Origin of the sequence: Clostridium omnivorum, from assembly GCF_026012015.1 — a bacterium.
Lineage (GTDB): Bacteria > Bacillota > Clostridia > Clostridiales > Clostridiaceae > Clostridium_AX > Clostridium_AX omnivorum.
Window position 1 is genome coordinate 649,566 of the sequence record NZ_BRXR01000001.1, and the last position, 20,191, is coordinate 669,756.

20 protein-coding genes are annotated in these 20,191 nt (G+C 31.4%); 1 reads left to right on the forward strand and 19 read right to left on the reverse strand.

Annotation, left to right across the window (positions count from 1 at the left end; all coding sequences use genetic code 11):
- The first annotated feature begins 13 nt into the window (after positions 1–13).
- Entirely contained in the window at positions 14–1,267 is a 1,254-nt protein-coding gene (locus tag bsdE14_RS02975; protein ID WP_264848460.1) for a C40 family peptidase, read from the forward strand.
- Positions 1,268–1,349: 82 nt separating this feature from the next.
- On the opposite strand, the gene bsdE14_RS02980 is transcribed toward bsdE14_RS02975, so the two are convergent.
- From bsdE14_RS02980 to bsdE14_RS03070, 19 genes are all read right to left on the reverse strand, one after another.
- Positions 1,350–1,898, reverse strand: a complete 549-nt coding sequence (locus bsdE14_RS02980; protein ID WP_264848461.1) for a hypothetical protein — start codon at positions 1,896–1,898, stop codon at positions 1,350–1,352.
- A gap of 233 nt (positions 1,899–2,131) precedes the next feature.
- Complete coding sequence (locus bsdE14_RS02985) at positions 2,132–2,896, reverse strand: ABC transporter permease (protein WP_264848462.1); 765 nt, start codon at positions 2,894–2,896, stop codon at positions 2,132–2,134.
- On the reverse strand, positions 2,893–3,810 hold the full coding sequence (locus bsdE14_RS02990; RefSeq protein WP_264848463.1) for an ABC transporter ATP-binding protein: 918 nt from the start codon (positions 3,808–3,810) through the stop codon (positions 2,893–2,895). The genes bsdE14_RS02985 and bsdE14_RS02990 overlap by 4 nt, the downstream gene beginning before the upstream one ends.
- Positions 3,810–4,013, reverse strand: coding sequence for a PLDc N-terminal domain-containing protein (locus bsdE14_RS02995; RefSeq protein ID WP_264848464.1), 204 nt, complete (start codon positions 4,011–4,013; stop codon positions 3,810–3,812). The genes bsdE14_RS02990 and bsdE14_RS02995 overlap by 1 nt, the downstream gene beginning before the upstream one ends.
- A complete protein-coding gene (locus bsdE14_RS03000; protein ID WP_264848465.1) occupies positions 4,013–5,131 on the reverse strand; it encodes a helix-turn-helix domain-containing protein in 1,119 nt (372 codons plus the stop codon). The genes bsdE14_RS02995 and bsdE14_RS03000 overlap by 1 nt, the downstream gene beginning before the upstream one ends.
- 223 nt (positions 5,132–5,354) lie before the next feature.
- Positions 5,355–6,068: a 5'-methylthioadenosine/S-adenosylhomocysteine nucleosidase gene (locus bsdE14_RS03005; RefSeq protein ID WP_264848466.1), complete on the reverse strand. Its 714-nt coding sequence runs from the start codon at positions 6,066–6,068 to the stop codon at positions 5,355–5,357.
- A gap of 379 nt (positions 6,069–6,447) precedes the next feature.
- On the reverse strand, positions 6,448–7,377 hold the full coding sequence (locus tag bsdE14_RS03010; RefSeq protein WP_264848467.1) for an alpha/beta fold hydrolase: 930 nt from the start codon (positions 7,375–7,377) through the stop codon (positions 6,448–6,450).
- Between the two features lie 61 nt (positions 7,378–7,438).
- Positions 7,439–8,086, reverse strand: coding sequence for a carbon-nitrogen hydrolase family protein (locus bsdE14_RS03015; RefSeq protein WP_264848468.1), 648 nt, complete (start codon positions 8,084–8,086; stop codon positions 7,439–7,441).
- Between the two features lie 24 nt (positions 8,087–8,110).
- Positions 8,111–8,995, reverse strand: coding sequence for a class I SAM-dependent methyltransferase (locus bsdE14_RS03020; protein ID WP_264848470.1), 885 nt, complete (start codon positions 8,993–8,995; stop codon positions 8,111–8,113).
- Between the two features lie 60 nt (positions 8,996–9,055).
- On the reverse strand, positions 9,056–9,883 hold the full coding sequence (locus tag bsdE14_RS03025; RefSeq protein ID WP_264848472.1) for an MBL fold metallo-hydrolase: 828 nt from the start codon (positions 9,881–9,883) through the stop codon (positions 9,056–9,058).
- A gap of 196 nt (positions 9,884–10,079) precedes the next feature.
- The gene (locus bsdE14_RS03030) at positions 10,080–10,883 is read right to left on the reverse strand and encodes a class I SAM-dependent methyltransferase (protein WP_264848473.1); all 804 of its coding nucleotides are present in this window, start codon (positions 10,881–10,883) and stop codon (positions 10,080–10,082) included.
- A 182-nt stretch (positions 10,884–11,065) separates the two neighbouring features.
- Complete coding sequence (locus bsdE14_RS03035) at positions 11,066–12,808, reverse strand: methyl-accepting chemotaxis protein (RefSeq protein WP_264848474.1); 1,743 nt, start codon at positions 12,806–12,808, stop codon at positions 11,066–11,068.
- Between the two features lie 25 nt (positions 12,809–12,833).
- A complete protein-coding gene (locus bsdE14_RS03040) occupies positions 12,834–14,030 on the reverse strand; it encodes an ABC transporter permease (RefSeq protein WP_264848475.1) in 1,197 nt (398 codons plus the stop codon).
- The gene (locus bsdE14_RS03045) at positions 14,027–14,743 is read right to left on the reverse strand and encodes an ABC transporter ATP-binding protein (protein WP_309298109.1); all 717 of its coding nucleotides are present in this window, start codon (positions 14,741–14,743) and stop codon (positions 14,027–14,029) included. The genes bsdE14_RS03040 and bsdE14_RS03045 overlap by 4 nt, the downstream gene beginning before the upstream one ends.
- Positions 14,744–14,788: 45 nt before the next feature.
- The gene (locus bsdE14_RS03050; protein WP_264848476.1) at positions 14,789–16,060 is read right to left on the reverse strand and encodes an efflux RND transporter periplasmic adaptor subunit; all 1,272 of its coding nucleotides are present in this window, start codon (positions 16,058–16,060) and stop codon (positions 14,789–14,791) included.
- A gap of 190 nt (positions 16,061–16,250) precedes the next feature.
- Positions 16,251–17,642 (reverse strand): sensor histidine kinase, encoded by a 1,392-nt coding sequence (locus tag bsdE14_RS03055; protein WP_264848477.1) that lies wholly within the window; start codon positions 17,640–17,642, stop codon positions 16,251–16,253.
- A complete protein-coding gene (locus bsdE14_RS03060; protein WP_264848478.1) occupies positions 17,642–18,319 on the reverse strand; it encodes a response regulator transcription factor in 678 nt (225 codons plus the stop codon). Before bsdE14_RS03060 ends, bsdE14_RS03055 begins: the two co-directional genes overlap by 1 nt.
- A 124-nt stretch (positions 18,320–18,443) precedes the next feature.
- Positions 18,444–19,073 carry a TetR/AcrR family transcriptional regulator gene (locus bsdE14_RS03065; RefSeq protein WP_264848480.1) on the reverse strand — a complete coding sequence of 210 codons (630 nt, stop codon included), beginning with the start codon at positions 19,071–19,073 and terminating at the stop codon, positions 18,444–18,446.
- A gap of 159 nt (positions 19,074–19,232) precedes the next feature.
- On the reverse strand, positions 19,233–20,156 hold the full coding sequence (locus bsdE14_RS03070; protein WP_264848481.1) for an alpha/beta hydrolase: 924 nt from the start codon (positions 20,154–20,156) through the stop codon (positions 19,233–19,235).
- Positions 20,157–20,191 lie beyond the last annotated feature (35 nt).

The following is a 20,191-nucleotide window of genomic DNA, read 5'->3' on the forward strand; positions in this document are numbered from 1 at the left end:
TGGGGGTATATTAATGAAATTAAAGAATAAAATAACAGGAGTTGCTTTGTTAATAACTTTAATAATGTCAGTTAATACAACTGTATTTGCTGATCCAACGGTAGATTCTCTAAACAAGCAAAAACAACAGCTGGAGAATCAAAAAAATCAATATAATAAGGATATTAATCAAAACCAATTAAATGCTGACAGCGCCCAAAAAGATATTGAAAATATTAATTTGCAGATTGAGAAACTAGATTCTAAGATAGAAGGACTTAATAGAACTATTAAAGATACAAATGTAAAAATTTCAGCAAAAGAAGCGGATATACAAGTAGCTCAGAAAAATATTGAAATAGCCGAGGCTAATATTGCAAGTGAACAAGAATTATTCGGCAAAAGAATGAGAGCTATGTATATGGACGGTGGTTTTCCTCAATATATTAGTATACTACTATCCTCAAAAAATTTTGGTGACCTTGTTACCAAAGCTGAGAATATTTCATTAATAATTAAGTATGACAATAAAATAATAAAAAACTTATCAGATAATGAGGAAAAACTCAAAGTAGCTCAAATGGATTTAAAAAAAGATAAAGATGAATTATTAGCATATAAACAAGATAATGCAAATAAACTAGCTGAGCTTAAAAGTAATGTGCAGAATCAACAGCAGCTAGTAGCAGAAGCAAAAAGAAGACAAGCTTATTATCTGAGTCAGATAAGCGATTATAAAAATAAAATTGCTGCTGCAGATAAGCAAGTTCAAGATACAGTCAAACAAATGCAAGCATTAGCTTTAGCTCAGGCTAAAAATAATCAACAAAATAATGGAGTAAATATACCAGCAACTTCAAATGCTATAGTGGCATATGCCTATAAATTTTTAGGATGTCCTTATGTCTGGGGAGCTGAAGGCGAAATATTTACTCAAGCTGATATTGATATGTACAAAAACACAAATCATGACGTAAGTGACATGAAAAGTTTAATAGGTAAACAAGCCTTTGATTGCTCTGGTCTTATGCAGTATGTATATGCACACTTTGGAATACATATAGGAAGAACCACATATGAGCAAATAAACAATGGAACCCCTGTAGATAGAAGTAATTTAAAGCCTGGAGATTTAATTTTATTTGGAACTTACAGCGATCCTCATCATGTTGGTATGTATGTAGGAAATAACTGCTATATACAGGCACCTTATAGCGGAGATGTAGTGAGAGTGTCATTATTGACAGATTCAGATGAGTACTTATGTGCTAGAAGAATATTAAATTAGCTTAAACTTATCTAATAATTTTAATGAAACCTTCATTAAAGTATATTTCTTTTAATTATAAGCTTGATAACTATATATCTAATTATATAGTTGTCAAGCTTGAATTTTTATACCTTTTATATTTCAATATAATTTTACTTACAACGAAGGAAGCAATGTATGGAAATGAAAAAGAAAAAGTTAAAAAATGAGCCAATTGATACGGCGGCCTGCTCCATATGTCATATTCATTTCCTTTAGATATTAATGGCTTTAAATAAAATTCTAATATATCATTTGGCAAAACTTCTATAAGTGCCATAAATAACATAAATATTATAGCTACTGCTCCTAATACAATATACATTGATAATTCAACTTTCTTTTCCTCACCATATAAAGCAAAAAATATCCACATACATATAAAAATAGCGCAAGTTATAAACAATACAATTATATATTCATAAAAATCTAATGAACTATTAGTTATTATAAAATATAAAAATAAATAGCTTAACATTGGAACTAGTCCTATTAAGAGTATATAAATAGGAATTCGTAGGTTCTTCTGTTTTACTTTGTCTTTATACTTGTACCAAAAGTAATAAAGAATAACCCCAATAACAACTAATAAAAAACTAATACCCCCCATAAATTATAACTTAATGAGATTGTTTGCTTAATTACCAAATTCTCACTAAGTCTCCCCTCCCTTTTCTTTTTAAAACTAATAAAAATTAATTATTTCAGTTCATTATAGGCTTCTATAAGCCATTCAGCACTTATTACCTACATATATATTATAAGTAATATTTTTACATAAAGCCATATAAAAAATCCGCCATTTTTAGACGGACTTTAGTGCTTCTTTATTAAATTTATATCTTATAAAAGCTTTTTATTAAAAATGACTATGGATAATCCAAGTGAGCATAGAGTAATAATAATCAATATAATTATGGAATTTCTTATATCAGAAAAGGTAAGTGCACCCTGTAATATTTTCATATTACTGCTTGCCAGCTGCAGCGGGTTCCATTTTACTGCTTTAGGAAACAGATTAATGATAAAAAGTACTGCTGTAAAAATAGCTGTAAAAAGCAGGGAACCATAGGTATTTTTAAAACTTATAGCGCCTAGGGTAACAATTAAAATCAGCATTATACCAAATAAGTAAAAGCCAAAAACAGCTAAAGTCAGGTTTGTTGTTTTTCCTTCTGGAAAATAATACAGGGTGTATGCCCATGTAATAAAGAAGCATACCCAGTAACTTATAGTCCATAATACAAGTGCTATAGTATATTTTGCTGCAATAATAGACTTTCGTGATAACCCTTTTGTTACTAGATTCACTAGAGTTCCCTTTTCATATTCATTTGACATCATTCCACTAAAAATAATAACCATTACTATAGATCCCATCTGAGATACATTTTTAAAGAACTGAGTCCATGAGTCTATGTTAGATGGCTCTGGCAACTGAATAGACATCCCTGCAGGCATAAATTCCTTTAGTATATCAGGCATAAACTTAGCACTTAGCGGACTCATAATACCTAAGATTGCAAATACGATTATTAAAATCATTGCCTTATAATTTCTTAAATAATCCATCCATTCTTTCTTTGTAAAAGCAATATATGACCTCATTTAATCGCCTCCATAAAAATATCTTCAAGGCAAGGCTCAACTACTTCAAGTTTCAATGGAGTGATTGAAAGCTTAACTAATAGTGCCATTATCATATTCATGCTTTCCTCAACTTGACTTGTCTTTATATAAATAGAATTGCCTTCCAAATCAACCTTTTTGTCTAATTTCGCTATTGCTTCAGACCTTACGAAAACTTTTAAATCACTATTAGTTGCAAGTGTTAAAACTACAGTATTATCTTGATATTGATGTTTTATGTCATTTAATTTTCCTGATAAAACAATTTCGCCATGATTTAATATTCCAATATGATCGCAAATAGTCTCTACATCACTTAAAATATGAGTGGAAAATATTACAGTAGTGTGCTTTTTAACCTTGAACAAAATATCCAATATTTCTTTTCGTCCAACAGGATCTAATGCTGAAGTAGGTTCATCGCAAATCAAAAGTCTAGGATCATTTAATAGCGCTTGAGCAATTCCAAGACGCTGCTTCATTCCTCTTGAGTAAGTACCTATTCTTTTCTTTACATCTGATAAGCCTACAAGATTTATTAAATCCTCACTTTTCTTTTGAATCAAGTTAGCTGACATATCAGTGATTTCTCCACAGAGCTTCAAGTATTCTTTAGCTGTCATAAAGTTATAATACTCTGGAACATCTGGCAAATAACCAACAAATTGGTTTGCCACTGAGGATCCAAATTTAACTTTACTATTACATATAGTTATCTCACCGGAATCTGCTTCTAATAATCCTAAGGATATCTTCATAGTAGTTGTTTTACCTGCACCATTCTTTCCGATAAAACCATATATGGAGCCTTCCGGTACACTCAAATTCAACCCGTTCAACACTTTATGATTACCAAAGCTTTTATACAGATTAGAAATTGAAAGTATATCCACTACTCCTCACCCTTCCCAAATAGAAAATACAAAATTGGTCCAATGATATTTATACAAACTACTATGATAATCCATATGGGTTTACTGCCTCTGCGCACTGTACTATGCCTTAATATATGAACTAATGCAGTGACCATTAATATTAATTGTAGAATAATTAGTGGTAGTAAAACTGGTAAATACTGAGCAAACTTATCAAGCATTATTTTTCACCTAACTTTCTTTTAATTTTATTTATAAGTTGTTTATACTTTTCATCTTCTCTAATTTCTATAAATGCAGGATTTTCAGCAATCATACTAATAAAATTCTTTTTATTTGTTATTTCATCTTGAGGACTGCTGGTTCCAATACTAATATTATCCTCCAGCCACTCATCTACTTGATTAAAGAATTCATTTCCTTTTAACTTTAATGGGTATTCAAATCCGCAAACTATATCTACATATTGCTCTAATGCATTTAATGCCTTTTCTTTTTCATGATGTATCATATAGCCTTGAGCTGCAACAATATGAATTGCAAAAACCGCATTTGTTAAAACTTGTTGCATCTGAAAGGAGTCAATAATCTGAGTTCCCTGAGAATAAACTTGTTCAAGCAAACTTGGTTCCATCAAATGCAGTGTAAGATAATTTGTTAAAAGTGATAGTGTGTTTATAACATTTTGGTATAGTAATATTTGATTGACCTTATTTGCTTCTGCAATATTTCCCTGCATTTGAAAGGCATTGATAAGAATTAAATCCTCTCCACTGTAAGGATCTAATTTATCATTTAATAAACTTATTACTACTTCACCATTTCCAAGTGCCATTTCTGCTATTGCTTCCATGGTATTAGCTTTTTTTATATCAGATAAATCTTCAGATTCCTCTTTCACTCTACGACTTAATAAAACACATTGCTGAAGAATATCTTTTTTTATCTCCTCTGCATTTGCTAACATAAAATGATTTAACAATAATTGAATCATTGCTAAAAGCAGCGAAAAACAAGAGTAGTATTTTTTAATTGTTTCATTGCATAATTCCATTACTTCATCAAAGGGCTTTGTAGCAAATTCATGTGAGAGCTTATTATATAACCTTTTTATATCTTGCTTTGTAAGCTGAGGGGAATATCCTAGCAGCTCATCCACTGAAACATTAAAATAAGTTGCTAGGTCAGGAAGAAGTAAAATATCAGGATAGCTCAGCCCAGATTCCCATTTTGACACAGAAGCCTTAGAAACTCCAATATATTCTGCCAGCTGTTCCTGAGTTATTCCCTTTTCTTTTCTTTTTTGAACGATACACTTGCTTATATTTAATTCTTTCATCCTTATCACCTCTAATTTTATTTTACACATTACTATATATTCGGTCTATGGATTTATAGTTGATTTTAGTTGAATAAGTTAACCAATAAGAAACTTAATTTAATAAAAAAGCCTTGCTTTAATTTATTAAGCAAGGCTTTTATAATATTAACTTTAGGCTATGTTAAAGAATAATGTTGATATTTTTAAGGAACCTATCAGTTCCTTAAATTTTACAACTTATTTATAATTTTTCTAATATAATGTTTAATACTGTAAATAGATTTTCCAGTGAGTTACCCCAGTTAGTATAAAAATCTTTGTCCATATTTTCATCAGCATTATCAGTAATCACTCTAATGGAGATTCCTACAATATTATTTAGATTTGCAGTTTTAATAACAGAGGATGTTTCCCAATTGCATGCATGTGCTCCTAATTTACTATTCAACATATTTCTAGTTTCTCTATCTTTTATTGTCTTTTCACCACTTGCAATATCTCCGAACTTAATCCTTTGATTAGTGAGGCTTTCTAAACAACTTATAGTTTCATTAAGATATTTAGCGTGTTCATTTGACATATCCTTAAAAATTGTCTTGCTTGTCAAATCATCTTTTAAAGTTTCATAATCCTTAATTTCACAAATATCAAATTCATATACTTCTCTTGCAATAATAATATCGTTGTAGTTGAATTCATCACATAATGAACCAGCACCACCAACATCAATTACTAAATCGCAATGAAACTTGTCGATAACGAGTTGCGTTGCCGATGTACATTGTATTATCCCCGGCCCTGCAAATATAGCAAACACCTCGCATTTATTATACCTTTTAGAGCAAATATTTCTTCCACTCAAAATCATTTCTTTGTCTAAGTTTAGAGTACTTTTACATTTATCATATTCAATTTTACAGGGACAAATAAGTGCTACTCTAGAAAATGATTCCAATAAATCCCCCTCCTCATTATAGTATTCCTTGTTTATAGAAAACTTTTGAATATTAACTGCTTCACTTAATTATATTGAATCCCAAAACAACTTTTAGATATCTAACAAAAATATATAAAAATTGCTGTTCTTTCCTTAAAATCCTCTATTTTGGTCTTAATATATGATGTATGTGACTGTAATATCATGGTGAGCGTGTGAAATCAGTAAAAGTTCTCTTACAGGCTTTAAATATGTAACGTTAATTTCCATTGTACTTGCCGTTTCTTGATACTTCCTCATGTTCACAAAGAGGACAGACTTTTCCCTTTGAAAATCTATTTTCCTTCACATTATTAGTTATATCAGCGGCTACAAAGCCTAACTTTATAATAATTATCTAATTCTCATTAATATCAATCATATATATTTCAGATAATATATCATTAATTGCTTTAATAACAACTTCGGGATTAGTGCGATAAATTGAATGCCTAGAACCTTTTACTTCTATAAACTGTCCCTTTGCAGAATTATTTGCTTCTTCCCTTACCAAACTACTCCATAAGCTTTCAAACTGAACTGCCTCCTCTTGTGGTATTCCCATATCAACATTCCACTTAATACCTAAAGCCTTATCCCGCCCTAATACTATTAGTGGTACATCTAATTGTTTAAAACGCTTTTCAATTTCTTGCCCACTCTGAGACATTAATTCAAGCTCAGATGCCATAGCCGAATACATACCCGGATTAATTTGGAATTCTAAAATACACTTCTGTATTTCTTCTATTAACTCTCTCTGTTCAATCAAAAGTTCAGGTGAAATAATTGTCTTTAGCTCATCTTTACTCTTTTGAGATAAGCCTCTCCAATTATCAATTATTTTGTTCTTAGAAAATGTATTTTTAAAATTTGGTAGCTTATCTCTTAGTTTATCCATTTTATACTCACCCGATGAGTTGGAATCAATTAAAACCATAGCTGCAACCTTTTCTGGAAAAAGGCACGCAAAGTGCTGTACACATAGTCCTCCAAAGGAGTGACCTACTAGGATTATTGGACAATTTATACCTTCTATCTCCAGCAACTCATTGAAATCCACTGCAATTTGTTTTGTTGTTCTCTCTTCTTTTCCCAACGTGCTTTTTCCATAGCCCGACCTATGGTAGGTTAAAACAGTTGCATTTTTACTAATTTCTTCTATAACTTTACTAAAGTCATACCAGGAACATCCCATTCCGGTTTCAATAACAACTATAGGCGCTCCATCACCATGAATACTAACCTGTAACTTTTTTGTTCCTATATCTACCAGCTTCTCAATCATGATTCTATTCCTCTCATTTAAATAATCTATTTTATTACCATTTCAAATGTCTTAAAATAAATTATTTAATCTCAAACTCTTTTGAAGTTAGGTTTACAATTCGAGTTCTTGTATCCGATTTTGAGATATAAATTGCTTCTCCATTACTGTCAATACAATAAGCTATTGGAAGTGATACTCCACAATTTCTATATGATCCATCTGCGTGGCTTGTACCAATTACCATTGTATTGTATGCTTTAGCAATGTTTTGTGCCTCACTTATCCATAGTTCAAACTGTTCATCACTAAACATACCAACACCGATAGGATGTACAATAAAGTCCATATGCTCTTTTACTATTTCTAAATCTCTTCTACCTTTTAGAATTTCCATACATAATAAATATCCTATTTCACATCCATCAATATTAATCGAAGTTGGACCATATAATTTTATATTTTCATCAGGCAGAGTTTTAGCTCTTTCTAACACTATTTCACCTAGATTATTAATTATCAACGCTCTATTCTTGTTATCTCGCTTATATGATGTAGCTATAGCAACTTTATATTTTTTAGCAATTTCTCGAGCACTCACTAGAGCCTTTTCATTTGCTAAATATCCTTCTGGGAAAAATACAAAATCAATATCTTTATTACTTTTTATTTCATTTTCAAGCTGCTCTATTTTATCCTCGTGCAACGGTTGCCCAATTAAAATTTTCACTTTTGTTCCCCCACAATTGTTAATTTACTTTTTACACTCTGCAACAACTACTGAAAACCATTCTCCTTCATATGGTATAAGGTCTGTATCACATTTTTGCCCATTATCTTCTGCTATAGTTATCAGCTCAACATTTTTAAAACTTGCAGCTTCGTGTACATTTTTAAAACCTAAATTAGTAAATACCTTCTCTGCTTCATAAATTTCCTGGGAATTAAACCATTCTTTCATTGCTTTATACCCTTGTGAATTCTCCCTAATATTTGTTCCACAATTCAGCAATGACTTTTCTTCTTTCAAAACTCTCTTAGCTTCAACTACACCTAAAGGTATCTTGTCTAACATATTTGCAATTCCATGAAATGATACAGCTAAATCAATTGAGTTTTCTTTTATAGGTAAATTTGTTGCATCACAAGCTATATAATTAATCTTTAAATTAGGATTTATCTTTTTCACCTTTAGTCTATCATATTTTAATACTTCGAAGCTTAAATCAGCACAAACTACTTGCGCATCAACAGTTATTTTTCTAGCCAGCTCCGTTAGCAGCATTCCTCTTCCTGTTGCTATATCTAGTATTACTTTATTTTCATGATTATTAATTCTATTTATAATAAAGTCTTTTGTCATTTCATTTATTCTTATCATATTTTCAGGTGTACTATCTAATATTTTTTTATCTAAACCCTCATAACCATTTTGTATAAACATCTCTTCCCAGTTATTAGATAAATCTTGTTCCTTTGATCCAAAATTGATAACCCCTTCTTTTATTGCCCAATTATGATTATTATCACAGCATAGCTTTCCATCTATTACTTCTCCATTTTCTTCTTTATTTATTGATAACTTTAATTTTCCTTTACATTCAGGACATATTAAAATATCGGATAAATCTTTATACATAATACCTCCCCCTTATAGTTTTATTTATTCTTTTGGCACATTTAATCTTTTTATTTAGTACTATACTTCAATTATCATTCCTGTTTTTATTTCACTTAGATTGTCCATCTTTTGATTTAAATAGCTATATGCATCTTCTCCAGTACAATGACAAGTGTAATACTTCCCTACCTTGGCACTTTCTAGACACGTTGAAAGCTCATTTAAATACTCCATTGTATTTATTTTCTTAACATCCATCCCCATCAAATGAAATCCACCTATTACTGTTTTTATATTCCCACCAGTAATAATTTTAGCTTTATCAATTATATTAATTATTCCATTATGAGCACATCCGCAAAATAAGCTGTACATATCATTTTCATTAACAAGCAAATTTATTTCATGATCAAAATCATCTTTATTAATAGATTTATCTCCATATTTTTTTAATAATCTATTATTACCCTTTGGTTTTAATTTATTTCCCTTCACATCTCCAAATATAGTAAGCTCATCATCTATTCTTACTGTATCATCTACAAATACTAATCTATTATTGTTCTCTAATTTCTTGTTTAATCCTATACTATACTTAATAAGCCCAAATATCTTTACTAAATGATAGTCAAATGCTCCTTTCCCAATATAAACCTTAGCAGTATTATTTATTTTTAAAAATGTTTCAAGCCCACCTCCATGGTCATAGTGTCCATGAGATATTACTGCTATGTCTATATCCTCAAGGTTTACACCCAGCTTACTAGCATTTCTTGCAAATGTATCGTCTGTTCCAGTATCAAATAAAATTTTGTGATTAGTAGTTTCTATATATAGTGATAAACCATGCTTATTCTTATAATCTTTTGATATAGTTCTATTTTCAAATAATGTTACAACCTTCATAGATATTTTCCTCCTACATATTCTACTGTAAATATATATTCTTTAATTGCATCCCAAATCCTTCAAATTTTGTAAATATATCAATTTCTCACTATTTTATCTCACTTTAATAAACATAGACAATGCAAAAATAACTGAGTTGAAATTCAACTCAGTTATTTTTAGTGTTGTAATTATTAATGCTAATTCTAAAAACCTATATGGTGTCTCCCCAAAGAATTTTGTACTTATCTACCTTATATTTATTAGCTACAATAGTAAAACTGCCTGGAATATGTTTATGATTATCATATCTTGGTGTTTCCACAAGCTGCTCAATAACGAAACCAGCCTTTGCAAACGCCGATACTATTTCTCCCATAGTCCAGTATCTCATTAAACAATCTGGAAACTCTGCTTGCTCACCCTCTGGAAAGTATGATTTATAAGCTACATCGCCATACTTATAATTATCCTCAAAATAGTTTCCCTCAAGTTCTAATTTATCCTCATTAACCTTGATCATTTTTCTTACTGGATGAAAATCATCTAGTACTAATTTTCCACCGTAGTCCAAAATTGTATATAGCATTTTAGCTAATTCCTCTATATCCGAAAAATAATGAAGAATTCCACCTTCTAAATATGCTATATCAAAATAGTATTTCCTACTTTCATAATCGTATTTAGTAAGGTCGGATAGAATATAATTAATGTGCGCTCCGGCCTCTTTTGCAAGCTCAAGTGCGTATCTTTTATTTTCTGGTGAAATATCAACTACTGTTACCTCTGCACCAAGCAGAGCTAATGGTACTGCTTTTCTTCCATTAGAGCCCAATAAATTAGCAATCTTCTTACCTTTAACATTACCTAAATATTCCTTGTGTCTTCTAATATAAACCTCAGGATCTTTGACCATATCCTGAGCTACCTCACAAGGTGTACCTTTAATTTTATTCCAAAATTCATAAGATCTATAAGACCAAGCCTTTTTATTGATTTCACTCATTTTTTCTTGCATCGTACTCCCCCTTGTAAACGTTTTATATAATATAACAAGTAATATATTCTGCACTCAGCCGTCAATTCCTTCATAATGATGAAATTTTTCTTTCATATTTGCATTTACTATAATATTTTATTCTTCATATTACAAAAAAATAACTGAGCTAATCTTAGCCCAGTTACTTAAAGTAATTATAACTATAATTTAAATCCGGAGGTAATTGCACTTAATTTATTAGTCATCTCAGATAGTCTTACAACATTGCTCTCAATCTCATTCATGGTGCTTAACTGCTCCTCTATACTTGCACTAATATTTTCTGTTCCTCCAGCTATTTCACTAGAAGTTACAGCTATATTACTTATAGCTTTTTCAATATCTTTAGTACTTTGAGCTTGTTGTTCATTTGAACTTTCAATATTCTCTATTTCGTTTACTATTTTTTGGATGTTCTCAATTATATTTTTTATACTTTCTCCAACCTCTGAAGCTTTTTCAACTCCTAGAGATACTTTATTCTCAACTTCACTAACTGATTTTACTGCTGAAGCCGACTTCAATTGATTGTCATTAACTAATGTGGCTATTTCTCTTGCTGCGTTGTTGCTTTCATCTGCAAGCTTCCTAATCTCATCAGCCACTACATTAAAGCCCTTTCCTGCTTCTCCAGCACGGGCAGCTTCTATAGCTGCATTTAATGCTAGCAAGTTAGTTTGTTCTGAAATTGATGTTATTATTTTAATTATATCTCCTATCTTCTTTGAAGAATCATTTAACTCATTTATCATTACTGAAACTTCTTTTGAAGAATCAGCTATATCTGTTATTGATGAAACTATTTCTGTTATTTTTTCAGCTCCGCCTTCAGCAGCTTCCTTAGCTATTTTACTATTATTTGTAGTATTTTTACTTGCCTCTGAAGTAGCTTCAGAGAATCTTGCAAACTCAGTTAGGCTCGCTGTAGTTTCTTCTGCAACCGCAGCACCATCTGATGTACTTGAAGCTATTTCTACAACAGTACTAGATATTTCCTCTAATGCATTGGTTGTAGTTTGTGCCGCTCTATCTAGCTCCATTATAGATGTAGTAATTGTATCTGTAGATTGAGCTACCTCTCCTATAATAGAGTGAAGTTTGTCCATAAATATATCAAAGTCACGGCTTAGTTGTCCTATTTCATCCTTACTTTCATATCCTATTCTTTGTGTTAAGTCACCATTGTTATCTGATATTTCTTCAAGCTTTGATGTAACCTTCTTAACAGGAACTATAATTGATCTAATTATAACAACAGATAATGCTAGTATAATTACAGCACATACTCCAAGTATCCCCAATAGAGCCCCTATTGTCTTTTTATAAGTTGTCTCACTATCTGTATAAGTTTGTTTAGCAGCGGCTACATGCTTATTAATTATCTTGTCCAAATCATCAACTAGAGTAGTCTTTGCTTTATCAAAGTTTTGAACGTCGGTTGGAGCTCCTGGTTGTCCTTGCTTACCTGGCTGCCCTTGCGGTTGTCCACTTTGCTGTTGAGCTTGGCGCTCTTCCATAGACTTTATAAACGTGTCCTTTGCTTCAACATAACTTGCATAATCATTTAATACTGTTTTAAATTCTGAGTTATTCTTATAATTTGCCATTTTTTTATCTAAAGTAGCAATGCGATTTGAAATGTTATTTAATACAGTTTGCCTCGAAGTATCATCACTACTATCCATATATGAACTGCCTTGATTACGAATAAAATCAATATCAGACTTAATATTTTCAAGATCTATAATTGGAGTCATTCTGGAATTATTCAGCTCCATAATTTTAGAATTAACGTTAGATATTTGCTTTATAGAGGCAACACCTATAATAAGTAAAAATACCAAAAAACTTAGTGATAATATGCTGATTTTTTGTGCTAATTTAAAGTTCTTAAAAAAATTCATTGTCTTCCTCCCCCGCACGTCTATTTTATTCAAATCTTAGAGCGTCTATTGGATTCAATCTAGAAGCCTTATTTGCAGGATAGATACCAAATACTATTCCTACAGTAATTGAAAATACAAATGCAGCAATTACTACATTATTGGAAATAAGAATAGTCGTACTGAAGAAATGCTGTCCAACATATGCGCCTAAATAGCCAAGCAGAACTCCGATAATTCCTCCAAGCCCGCTAACACTTGCAGCTTCAATTAGAAACTGCATAAGTATTGTCCTTCTCTTTGCTCCAATTGCTTTTCTAGTTCCTATTTCTCTAGTTCTTTCTACCACAGATACAAGCATTATGTTCATTATTCCTATCCCCCCTACAACTAGAGAGATAGCTGCTATTCCAGCAAGCATAGTAGTCATGCTCTTATTAGTAGAAGTAGCAGTTTCTAAAATACTTGTTTGATTCATTACTCTATAGTAATTTCTAGTAGCGTTACTATTAGAAGTATCTGTTATTTTGTATTTCTTATTTAAAAATAGTGTTAGATAAGACATTGCAGTATCAACTTTTTCCTTGCTTTCTGCTTCTATATAGAAAGTCTTAGCATTAGCTGTCTTTAAAAGCCTTTCTCCAGAGGATATTGGAATAATAATTCTATCGTCACTTGAGCCTGATGAGGAAGTACCCTCAGAATTTAGCACTCCTACTATAGAAAACTCTATTCCATTAACATACATGGTATTTCCCACAACATTTGTTGTATCAAAAAGATTTTTTGCAGTCTCAGGTCCTATTACAAGTACATTGTATCTATTATCAATATCCCTTTCAGTAATAAATCTACCGGCACTTACTGTTAACTTTCTTATTTCTGCATAATTTGGGGTTGAAGCCTCTAAAGTAGTTGTATCAGATTTAGTTCCATACTTTATATTTACACTCCCTTGAGATATAGCTGGAGCTATTTCCTTAATACCTGGTTTAGTTTTAAGGTCAGCCAGTTCTTCGTCAGTTATGGTAGGTGTTCTATTTCCCATTATATTTACAGTAATTAAATTTGTACCCAACTTTTCAATTTGATCACTAACCTGCTTTTGAGTTCCCTGCCCCATGCCAACTAATATAATTACAGAGGATATGCCTATTATAATACCCAGCATAGTCAAAAATGATCGCATTTTATTGTTCCATACTGAAGATAAGGCCATTTTAATTAGCTTTGAAAATCTCATGCTTCCACCTCACTTTTGTTTGATGAATCAGAGGTTATCTTTCCGTCTTTAACTGTAACTTCTCTTTTAGCATAAGAAGCTATTTCTCTATCATGGGTAATCATTATTATTGTGTTCCCTTCATTATTTAAATCAGTGAGCATTTTCAGCACTTCTTTTCCTGTTTTACTATCTAATGCACCTGTAGGTTCATCAGCTAATATTATCTGTGGCTCTGTAACTAATGCTCTAGCTATTGCCACTCTCTGCATTTGACCGCCAGAAAGCTCTGTTGGCTTATGTTTTACATGGCTGCTGAGACCTACTTTTTCAATTGCAGCCAATGCCTTTTCTCTAATTTTATTATTAGGATATCCTGAATATAATAAAGGCAGTTCAACATTTTCTAATATATTTAGTTTCGGAAGTAAATTATAATTTTGAAATATAAACCCTATTTTTTTATTTCTTATTTCTGCAAGCCTATTATCACTGCAGTTTGTATCTATACCATCTAAAAAATATTGCCCATTAGTTGGTGTATCTAAGCACCCAATAATATTCATAAGTGTTGATTTTCCAGCACCTGAGGGACCTACGATGGCCACATATTCCCCTTTACGTATGTTTAGATCTACCTCATCAAGCGCTTTAAAGCTGCTGTTTCCCATTTTATAAATTTTATCTATATTAGTCATCTTAATTATTTCTTTATCATTAAAATTCTCTTCCATATACTTCCCTCCTCAAGGCTCTATGATGTTCTAGCGTATTTACAACTAGTTCTTAGTTGACCCACTGCTACCGCTATTTCCATTACTGCTTGAACGAGTTCCTCCGCCATTGTTTCCTCCAGGAGCTCCACCCATGTCTCCAGGGCCTCCACCCATATTGCCTCCGAAGCCACCTAAGTTATTTTTATTGTTATTATTTGTATTGCTGCTTGTTGAAGGCATTTTTATTAGAACCTTTTCACCCTCAGTAAGACCTTCTGTTACCTCAATATAATTTTCAGTTTCAAGTCCAGTCTTTATTGCAACCAATTTACTGTTGCTTGAGCTTACCTGTGCATTATTTCTAGGGGTTCCATTTTGATTATTGCTAGTCTGCTGATTTGATGAATTCTGATTATTATTTGTAGAGTTTGTAGTGCTATTTGTTGCTTCAACCCTAACAAACTTTTGTCCATTATTTTCGACCAAAGCTTCAGCAGGTATTACCAATGCATTTTCTTTACTTTCTACAGCAATAGTTACATTTGCATTCATACCAAGTTTAATTCCAGTAGGATTGCTTACTGCAACTACAACATCATATGTAGTTACATTATTTGAAGTAGTTCCTGTTTGCGCTATAGTCTCAACAGAACCTTCAAAGCTTTTATCTTTAAGAGCATCAAATTTTATAGTTGCCTTTTGACCTGCTTTTATTTTACCAATGTCCAATTCATCAACAGATACTTTTACTTTTATTGAATTCATGTCTACTACAGTTAAAACACTCTTTCCGGATTGTACACTGTCTCCATTACTATTATTTATAGCAGTTATAGTTCCTCCTATTGGAGATGTAACTGTCATCTTACTTAATTGAGTATTAGCATCAGCAAGCTGAGCAGTTGCATCGCTTACGGATAGCTTATCCATCGCTACTTTATTATCATCTACTTTTTCTGCACTTTCATCACTTGTTAATGTGAGGTTTTGCTTAGTTAAGTTATTCTTTGCTGTTGTCACATTTTTTCTAAGATCGTCACTATCTGAAGTAAATAACTTTTGACCTGCAGTAACAGTATCTCCCACTTTAAGGCTCAAGTCTTTTAAATTACCGTTGTTGCTTGGAGACACATCTTTAGTTGTAGCTGCATATGCTGTGCCAGTTCCCTGAACTGTTACTTGTAAGTTCATTTTTCTAACACTTGTATTCAAATACTGAACTGATGCTGCAACTGTTTTCTTTGTGAAAAAGGCATTATAGCCATAGTAGCCACCCACACCAATAACTGCAACAACTACACATGCTATAATTGCTTTAATTAATTTGCTTTTCATTAATTATTCCTCCCTCAATTTAAAATAAAATATAAATATTCCTTTATAATTCTCTTATCTTCTTGCTTTCCATATTTAGAATTATAAATGGAAATTGTAGCATGAGTATCGAAAATTTATGTGAACTTTATGTGATATGGGAAAAATAAAAAACCAGCTTTACTGCTGGTTTTTTATTTAAATAAGCTATTTATTTTATAGGTAATTTAATTATAAAGCTGACGCCCTTTTCTCTATTTACTGCTTTTATATTTCCGCCATAAAAATCAATTATTTTTTTTGATATTGCAAGTCCAAGTCCAAAGTTTCCAGTTTTATCTTTATAAAAATTATCAAAAATACGGTGAATATTTTCAGCCTTTATATTGGGGCCGTCGTTGTATATATCTAATACTGCATAGCCGTCTTGTTCTCTCAAGGTTACAGCTATTTTTTCATTTGCATATCTTAATCCATTTTCTAAAATATTTTCAATTGAAACCTGTATTTTATCAAGATTTCCGTTAATAGCTATTTTATCCATGGAAAGATCCCATTCAATCTTACTATTTACCACTTCAAATCTATTAATAATGTGCATCAATAAATCATACAGGTTAATTGAAGTGCTTTCACTATTATTAGTGAGTACATAATCCAGAGTATTTAAATAAAGTAATTGCTTAATTTTCTTTTCTAGGCTCATGGCCTCATTTCTAATGATTTCAGCAGTTTTCTCAACTGAATCTATATAAACACCATCAATAATTGCATCAGCATGGCTCATAATTACCATAACAGGTGTTTTCAAATCATGGGATATACTCTGTAAAAACATTTTTTCTTCCTCATCGGCATGCTTTAATTCCTTTTGCATGCGATTCATTGAATCTACTAGTCTCCCTATCTCATCTTCATTATTAATGCGCAATGGCTCTTTCCAATCCTTATGAGCTATTCTCATTGTATAGTCTTCTAGTTCCTTAAGAGGCTTAGAAATATAGTTTGCAACCACCTTAGCTGTTATAAAGCCTATTGCTATAAAAACTACACCTATTATTATTATTGTGTACAATATCCCATTATCATTTATAATTGGCAAATAGGATATCAAATAGGACTTTCCAGTGCTATCACTTGGTATCGAACTTATAATAAAAATATACCTTGTATTATTGTGTGTTGCACTAAACTGTTTTTCATTTAGTTTTTCATTATTTATAAAGCTTGTCATCCAAGTTCTTGTTTCAACACTATCATTATCCTTCATATGTGCAGGTAATCCTTCAGGGGGAACATCTGGAAAACCAGGCTTTCTATTTACTTCCTTAAATATAGGATTGCTACTGTCACCTAGGTTTACTGTAAAATGTCGACTTTCTTTCAAATTAGCAAATTCATTTGACCTATTATGTTCATCATAATTATTGTTCTGCAGCAATATATCATGTGCCACTTTTAAATCCTGTGCTTTAGATTTATCACTTATTTGTCTAAAGACAAATAGGTATAATAATGATAGACTGCATATTATTATAAGAATTACAGCCGTAAAAGTGGTCCAGATTCTCATTGTTAATGATTTAAATCTTAGCTTTTTCATTATTTTACCACCAACTTATAACCATATCCATATACAGTATCAATACTTAATGCTGCTAGCTTTCTTCTTAGCCTTCTGATAGTATCATCAACTACACGGTCTGAACCGAAGTAATCTTCACCCCATACACTTACTAAAATCTGTTCTCTTGAAACTAAGTTATTCTTGTTTTCAATAAAATAAGATAATAATTCAAATTCTTTATTTGTAAGCTGAATTTCTTCGCCCTCAAAAAACACCGTTCTCTGCTTTTTGTTAATGATATATCCTTCAATATCAATTACAGATTCCAAAGGCTGACTGCTTTCTTTTCCATATATTCTTTCCATTAGCTTGTTTGTTCTTATTACAAGTTCTCTTGGTAAAAATGGCTTTGATAAGTAATCATCACTGCCAAGTTCCAAACCTACAACTCTGTCCAATTCTTCATTTCTAGCAGACATAAAAATTACAGGAGTGCTTTTATTATTGCTTTTTACAGCTTTAATAATCTCATATCCATCTGTATCCGGAAGCATAATATCAAGTATCCATAAATCCGGCATATCTTTTATTCTTTCTAAAGCAGAACTGCCATTTTCAAAAGTTGTAACTTCGTATCCTTCTCTTTGCAAATACTTTTCAAGTAATATATTTAAGCTCTTCTCATCTTCAACCAAATAAATCCTTCTTGACAAGTTCATCACCTCATTACATCAAAATACGTAATATACTTTACTTTAATCATTATTGTAACACATAACTTTAGAAAAAATATAGAATAAATGTGTGAAAAATATGTGATATAATATGGTGATATTATTACTTTAATAAATTATCACAATAGGTTAAACAAGTTTTTTTAAATACATCAGCAAACCTCTTATCTGCTTCTTCTTTACTGACATTGTAAAAATCAGCCCACTTATCTCCAAGAGTAAAGTAAACTGCTCCAGGTATTAACCCAAAGAAAAATGAATATATCATAATATCCATAGAGTCGTCTATTTTAGCTCCACAGCTTTCCATATTAGCTATCATTTTAGGCAACGAAGGAAGTAAAAGCTTAAATATAGAGGTATCTTCAGAACCACTTTTTAGTGCTTCAATAGTTATTATCCTTAAAATATCTTTTCTTTCTTCAAGATGTTTAAATACTTTATCAAAAAATACTTCAATATCTTCTTTATTAAAGCTTTTAATTTCTTTTAGTACCTTTTCTTTTTTATTCATCGTTTGATTTATATTATCTCTAACAAGCTCTTCTAATAGCTTTTCCTTATTTTCAAAGTAATAATAAAGTAGTGCCTTATTCACCTTTGCTTTTTTAGCTATTTCGTCTACCCTCGCCCCGTCAAAACCCTTTTCTGCAAAAATAGCTTCTGCAGCTTTTAATATCTTTGTTTTTGCTTCCTTACTTTTTTCAGGATCATTTTTTATCTGAATTCTCATAGCTCCTCCATTATATTTTAAACTGACCAGTCAGTTAATTGTATCAAACTTCTCGCTCTTTTTCAATAAGCACTATACTTATTTAGTCATAATTTTTATTTTGTACTATTAAAAAAACGTGATTTGCTCTATATTGAGCTAAAATCACGTTTTTAAATCCTAATGAATTTTTAACCAGTCTATTATATCTCTTGTAACTTCATCTCTATTTAATTCATTTAGCATTTCATGCCTGCCATCCTTATAAAACTTGTAAGAAACATCTTTAATTCCAAGTGCTTTATAGGTATTAATAAGCTGGTTTACAGTTTTTGTATTGCTTCCTACAGGGTCTTTGTCTCCACTAAACAGATATATAGGCAGCTCCTTAGGAATTTTGTTCATATTTTCTATCTTATGATTTTCCTTTAGACCTTTAAGTAAGTCGTAAAAATAACCCGCACTAAAAATTCCTCCACAAAATGGATCAGCTATATATTTATCAACTTCCTTCTCATCCCTGCTAAGCCAATCGAACTCAGTTCTCGAAGGTTTAAAGCACTTATTATAGCCTCCAAAAGATAGATTATTTAATTTAGGACTTTTTGTTTCTGCCCCTTGTTTTTTTACTTCTCTCTTAGCTATCCATGTTGCTAAATTTATTATTGGTCCCATTTTTCCTGCAGTACCTGATAATATTGCTCCATTTAATTGATTACCATATCTATAAATAAAACTTTGAGTGAGAAATGATCCCATACTGTGTCCCATAAGGAATACAGGAAGATTTTCATTTTCATTTCTTATTAAACAATTTAGCTCATATAAGTCTTTTACCATCCAATTGAATCCATCTTCTCCCATATAGCCTACCTTTTCAAGAGTACCTGCAGTTTTACCATGTCCTCTATGATCATTCGCATAAACTATGTACCCCTCTTTTGTCAATGCTTCTGCAAATCTCCTGTATCTTGCGGCAGTTTCAGCCATTCCATGCGCAAGCTGCAAAATCCCCTTGGATGCTTCCAGATTTTCTGGTACCCACTTATAAACAAATAATTCTACTCCCTGCGAATCTTTAAAAGTAAAAACTTCCTCTTTCATACCCATGCCCCCTAAAATATTTATATATTTATATA

Excerpts from the sequence above, each read along its gene's own strand:
- bsdE14_RS02975 (WP_264848460.1), top strand. The coding sequence starts at position 14 with ATGAAATTAAAGAATAAAATAACAGGAGTTGCTTTGTTAATAACTTTA.
- bsdE14_RS02980 (WP_264848461.1), bottom strand. The coding sequence starts at position 1,898 with ATGGGGGGTATTAGTTTTTTATTAGTTGTTATTGGGGTTATTCTTTAT.
- bsdE14_RS02985 (WP_264848462.1), bottom strand. The coding sequence starts at position 2,896 with ATGAGGTCATATATTGCTTTTACAAAGAAAGAATGGATGGATTATTTA.
- bsdE14_RS02995 (WP_264848464.1), bottom strand. The coding sequence starts at position 4,013 with ATGCTTGATAAGTTTGCTCAGTATTTACCAGTTTTACTACCACTAATT.
- bsdE14_RS03000 (WP_264848465.1), bottom strand. The coding sequence starts at position 5,131 with ATGAAAGAATTAAATATAAGCAAGTGTATCGTTCAAAAAAGAAAAGAA.
- bsdE14_RS03010 (WP_264848467.1), bottom strand. The coding sequence starts at position 7,377 with ATGATTGAGAAGCTGGTAGATATAGGAACAAAAAAGTTACAGGTTAGT.
- bsdE14_RS03020 (WP_264848470.1), bottom strand. The coding sequence starts at position 8,995 with ATGTATAAAGATTTATCCGATATTTTAATATGTCCTGAATGTAAAGGA.
- bsdE14_RS03025 (WP_264848472.1), bottom strand. The coding sequence starts at position 9,883 with ATGAAGGTTGTAACATTATTTGAAAATAGAACTATATCAAAAGATTAT.
- bsdE14_RS03030 (WP_264848473.1), bottom strand. The coding sequence starts at position 10,883 with ATGCAAGAAAAAATGAGTGAAATCAATAAAAAGGCTTGGTCTTATAGA.
- bsdE14_RS03035 (WP_264848474.1), bottom strand. The coding sequence starts at position 12,808 with ATGAATTTTTTTAAGAACTTTAAATTAGCACAAAAAATCAGCATATTA.
- bsdE14_RS03040 (WP_264848475.1), bottom strand. The coding sequence starts at position 14,030 with ATGAGATTTTCAAAGCTAATTAAAATGGCCTTATCTTCAGTATGGAAC.
- bsdE14_RS03045 (WP_309298109.1), bottom strand. The coding sequence starts at position 14,743 with ATGGAAGAGAATTTTAATGATAAAGAAATAATTAAGATGACTAATATA.
- bsdE14_RS03050 (WP_264848476.1), bottom strand. The coding sequence starts at position 16,060 with ATGAAAAGCAAATTAATTAAAGCAATTATAGCATGTGTAGTTGTTGCA.
- bsdE14_RS03055 (WP_264848477.1), bottom strand. The coding sequence starts at position 17,642 with ATGAAAAAGCTAAGATTTAAATCATTAACAATGAGAATCTGGACCACT.
- bsdE14_RS03065 (WP_264848480.1), bottom strand. The coding sequence starts at position 19,073 with ATGAGAATTCAGATAAAAAATGATCCTGAAAAAAGTAAGGAAGCAAAA.
- bsdE14_RS03070 (WP_264848481.1), bottom strand. The coding sequence starts at position 20,156 with ATGAAAGAGGAAGTTTTTACTTTTAAAGATTCGCAGGGAGTAGAATTA.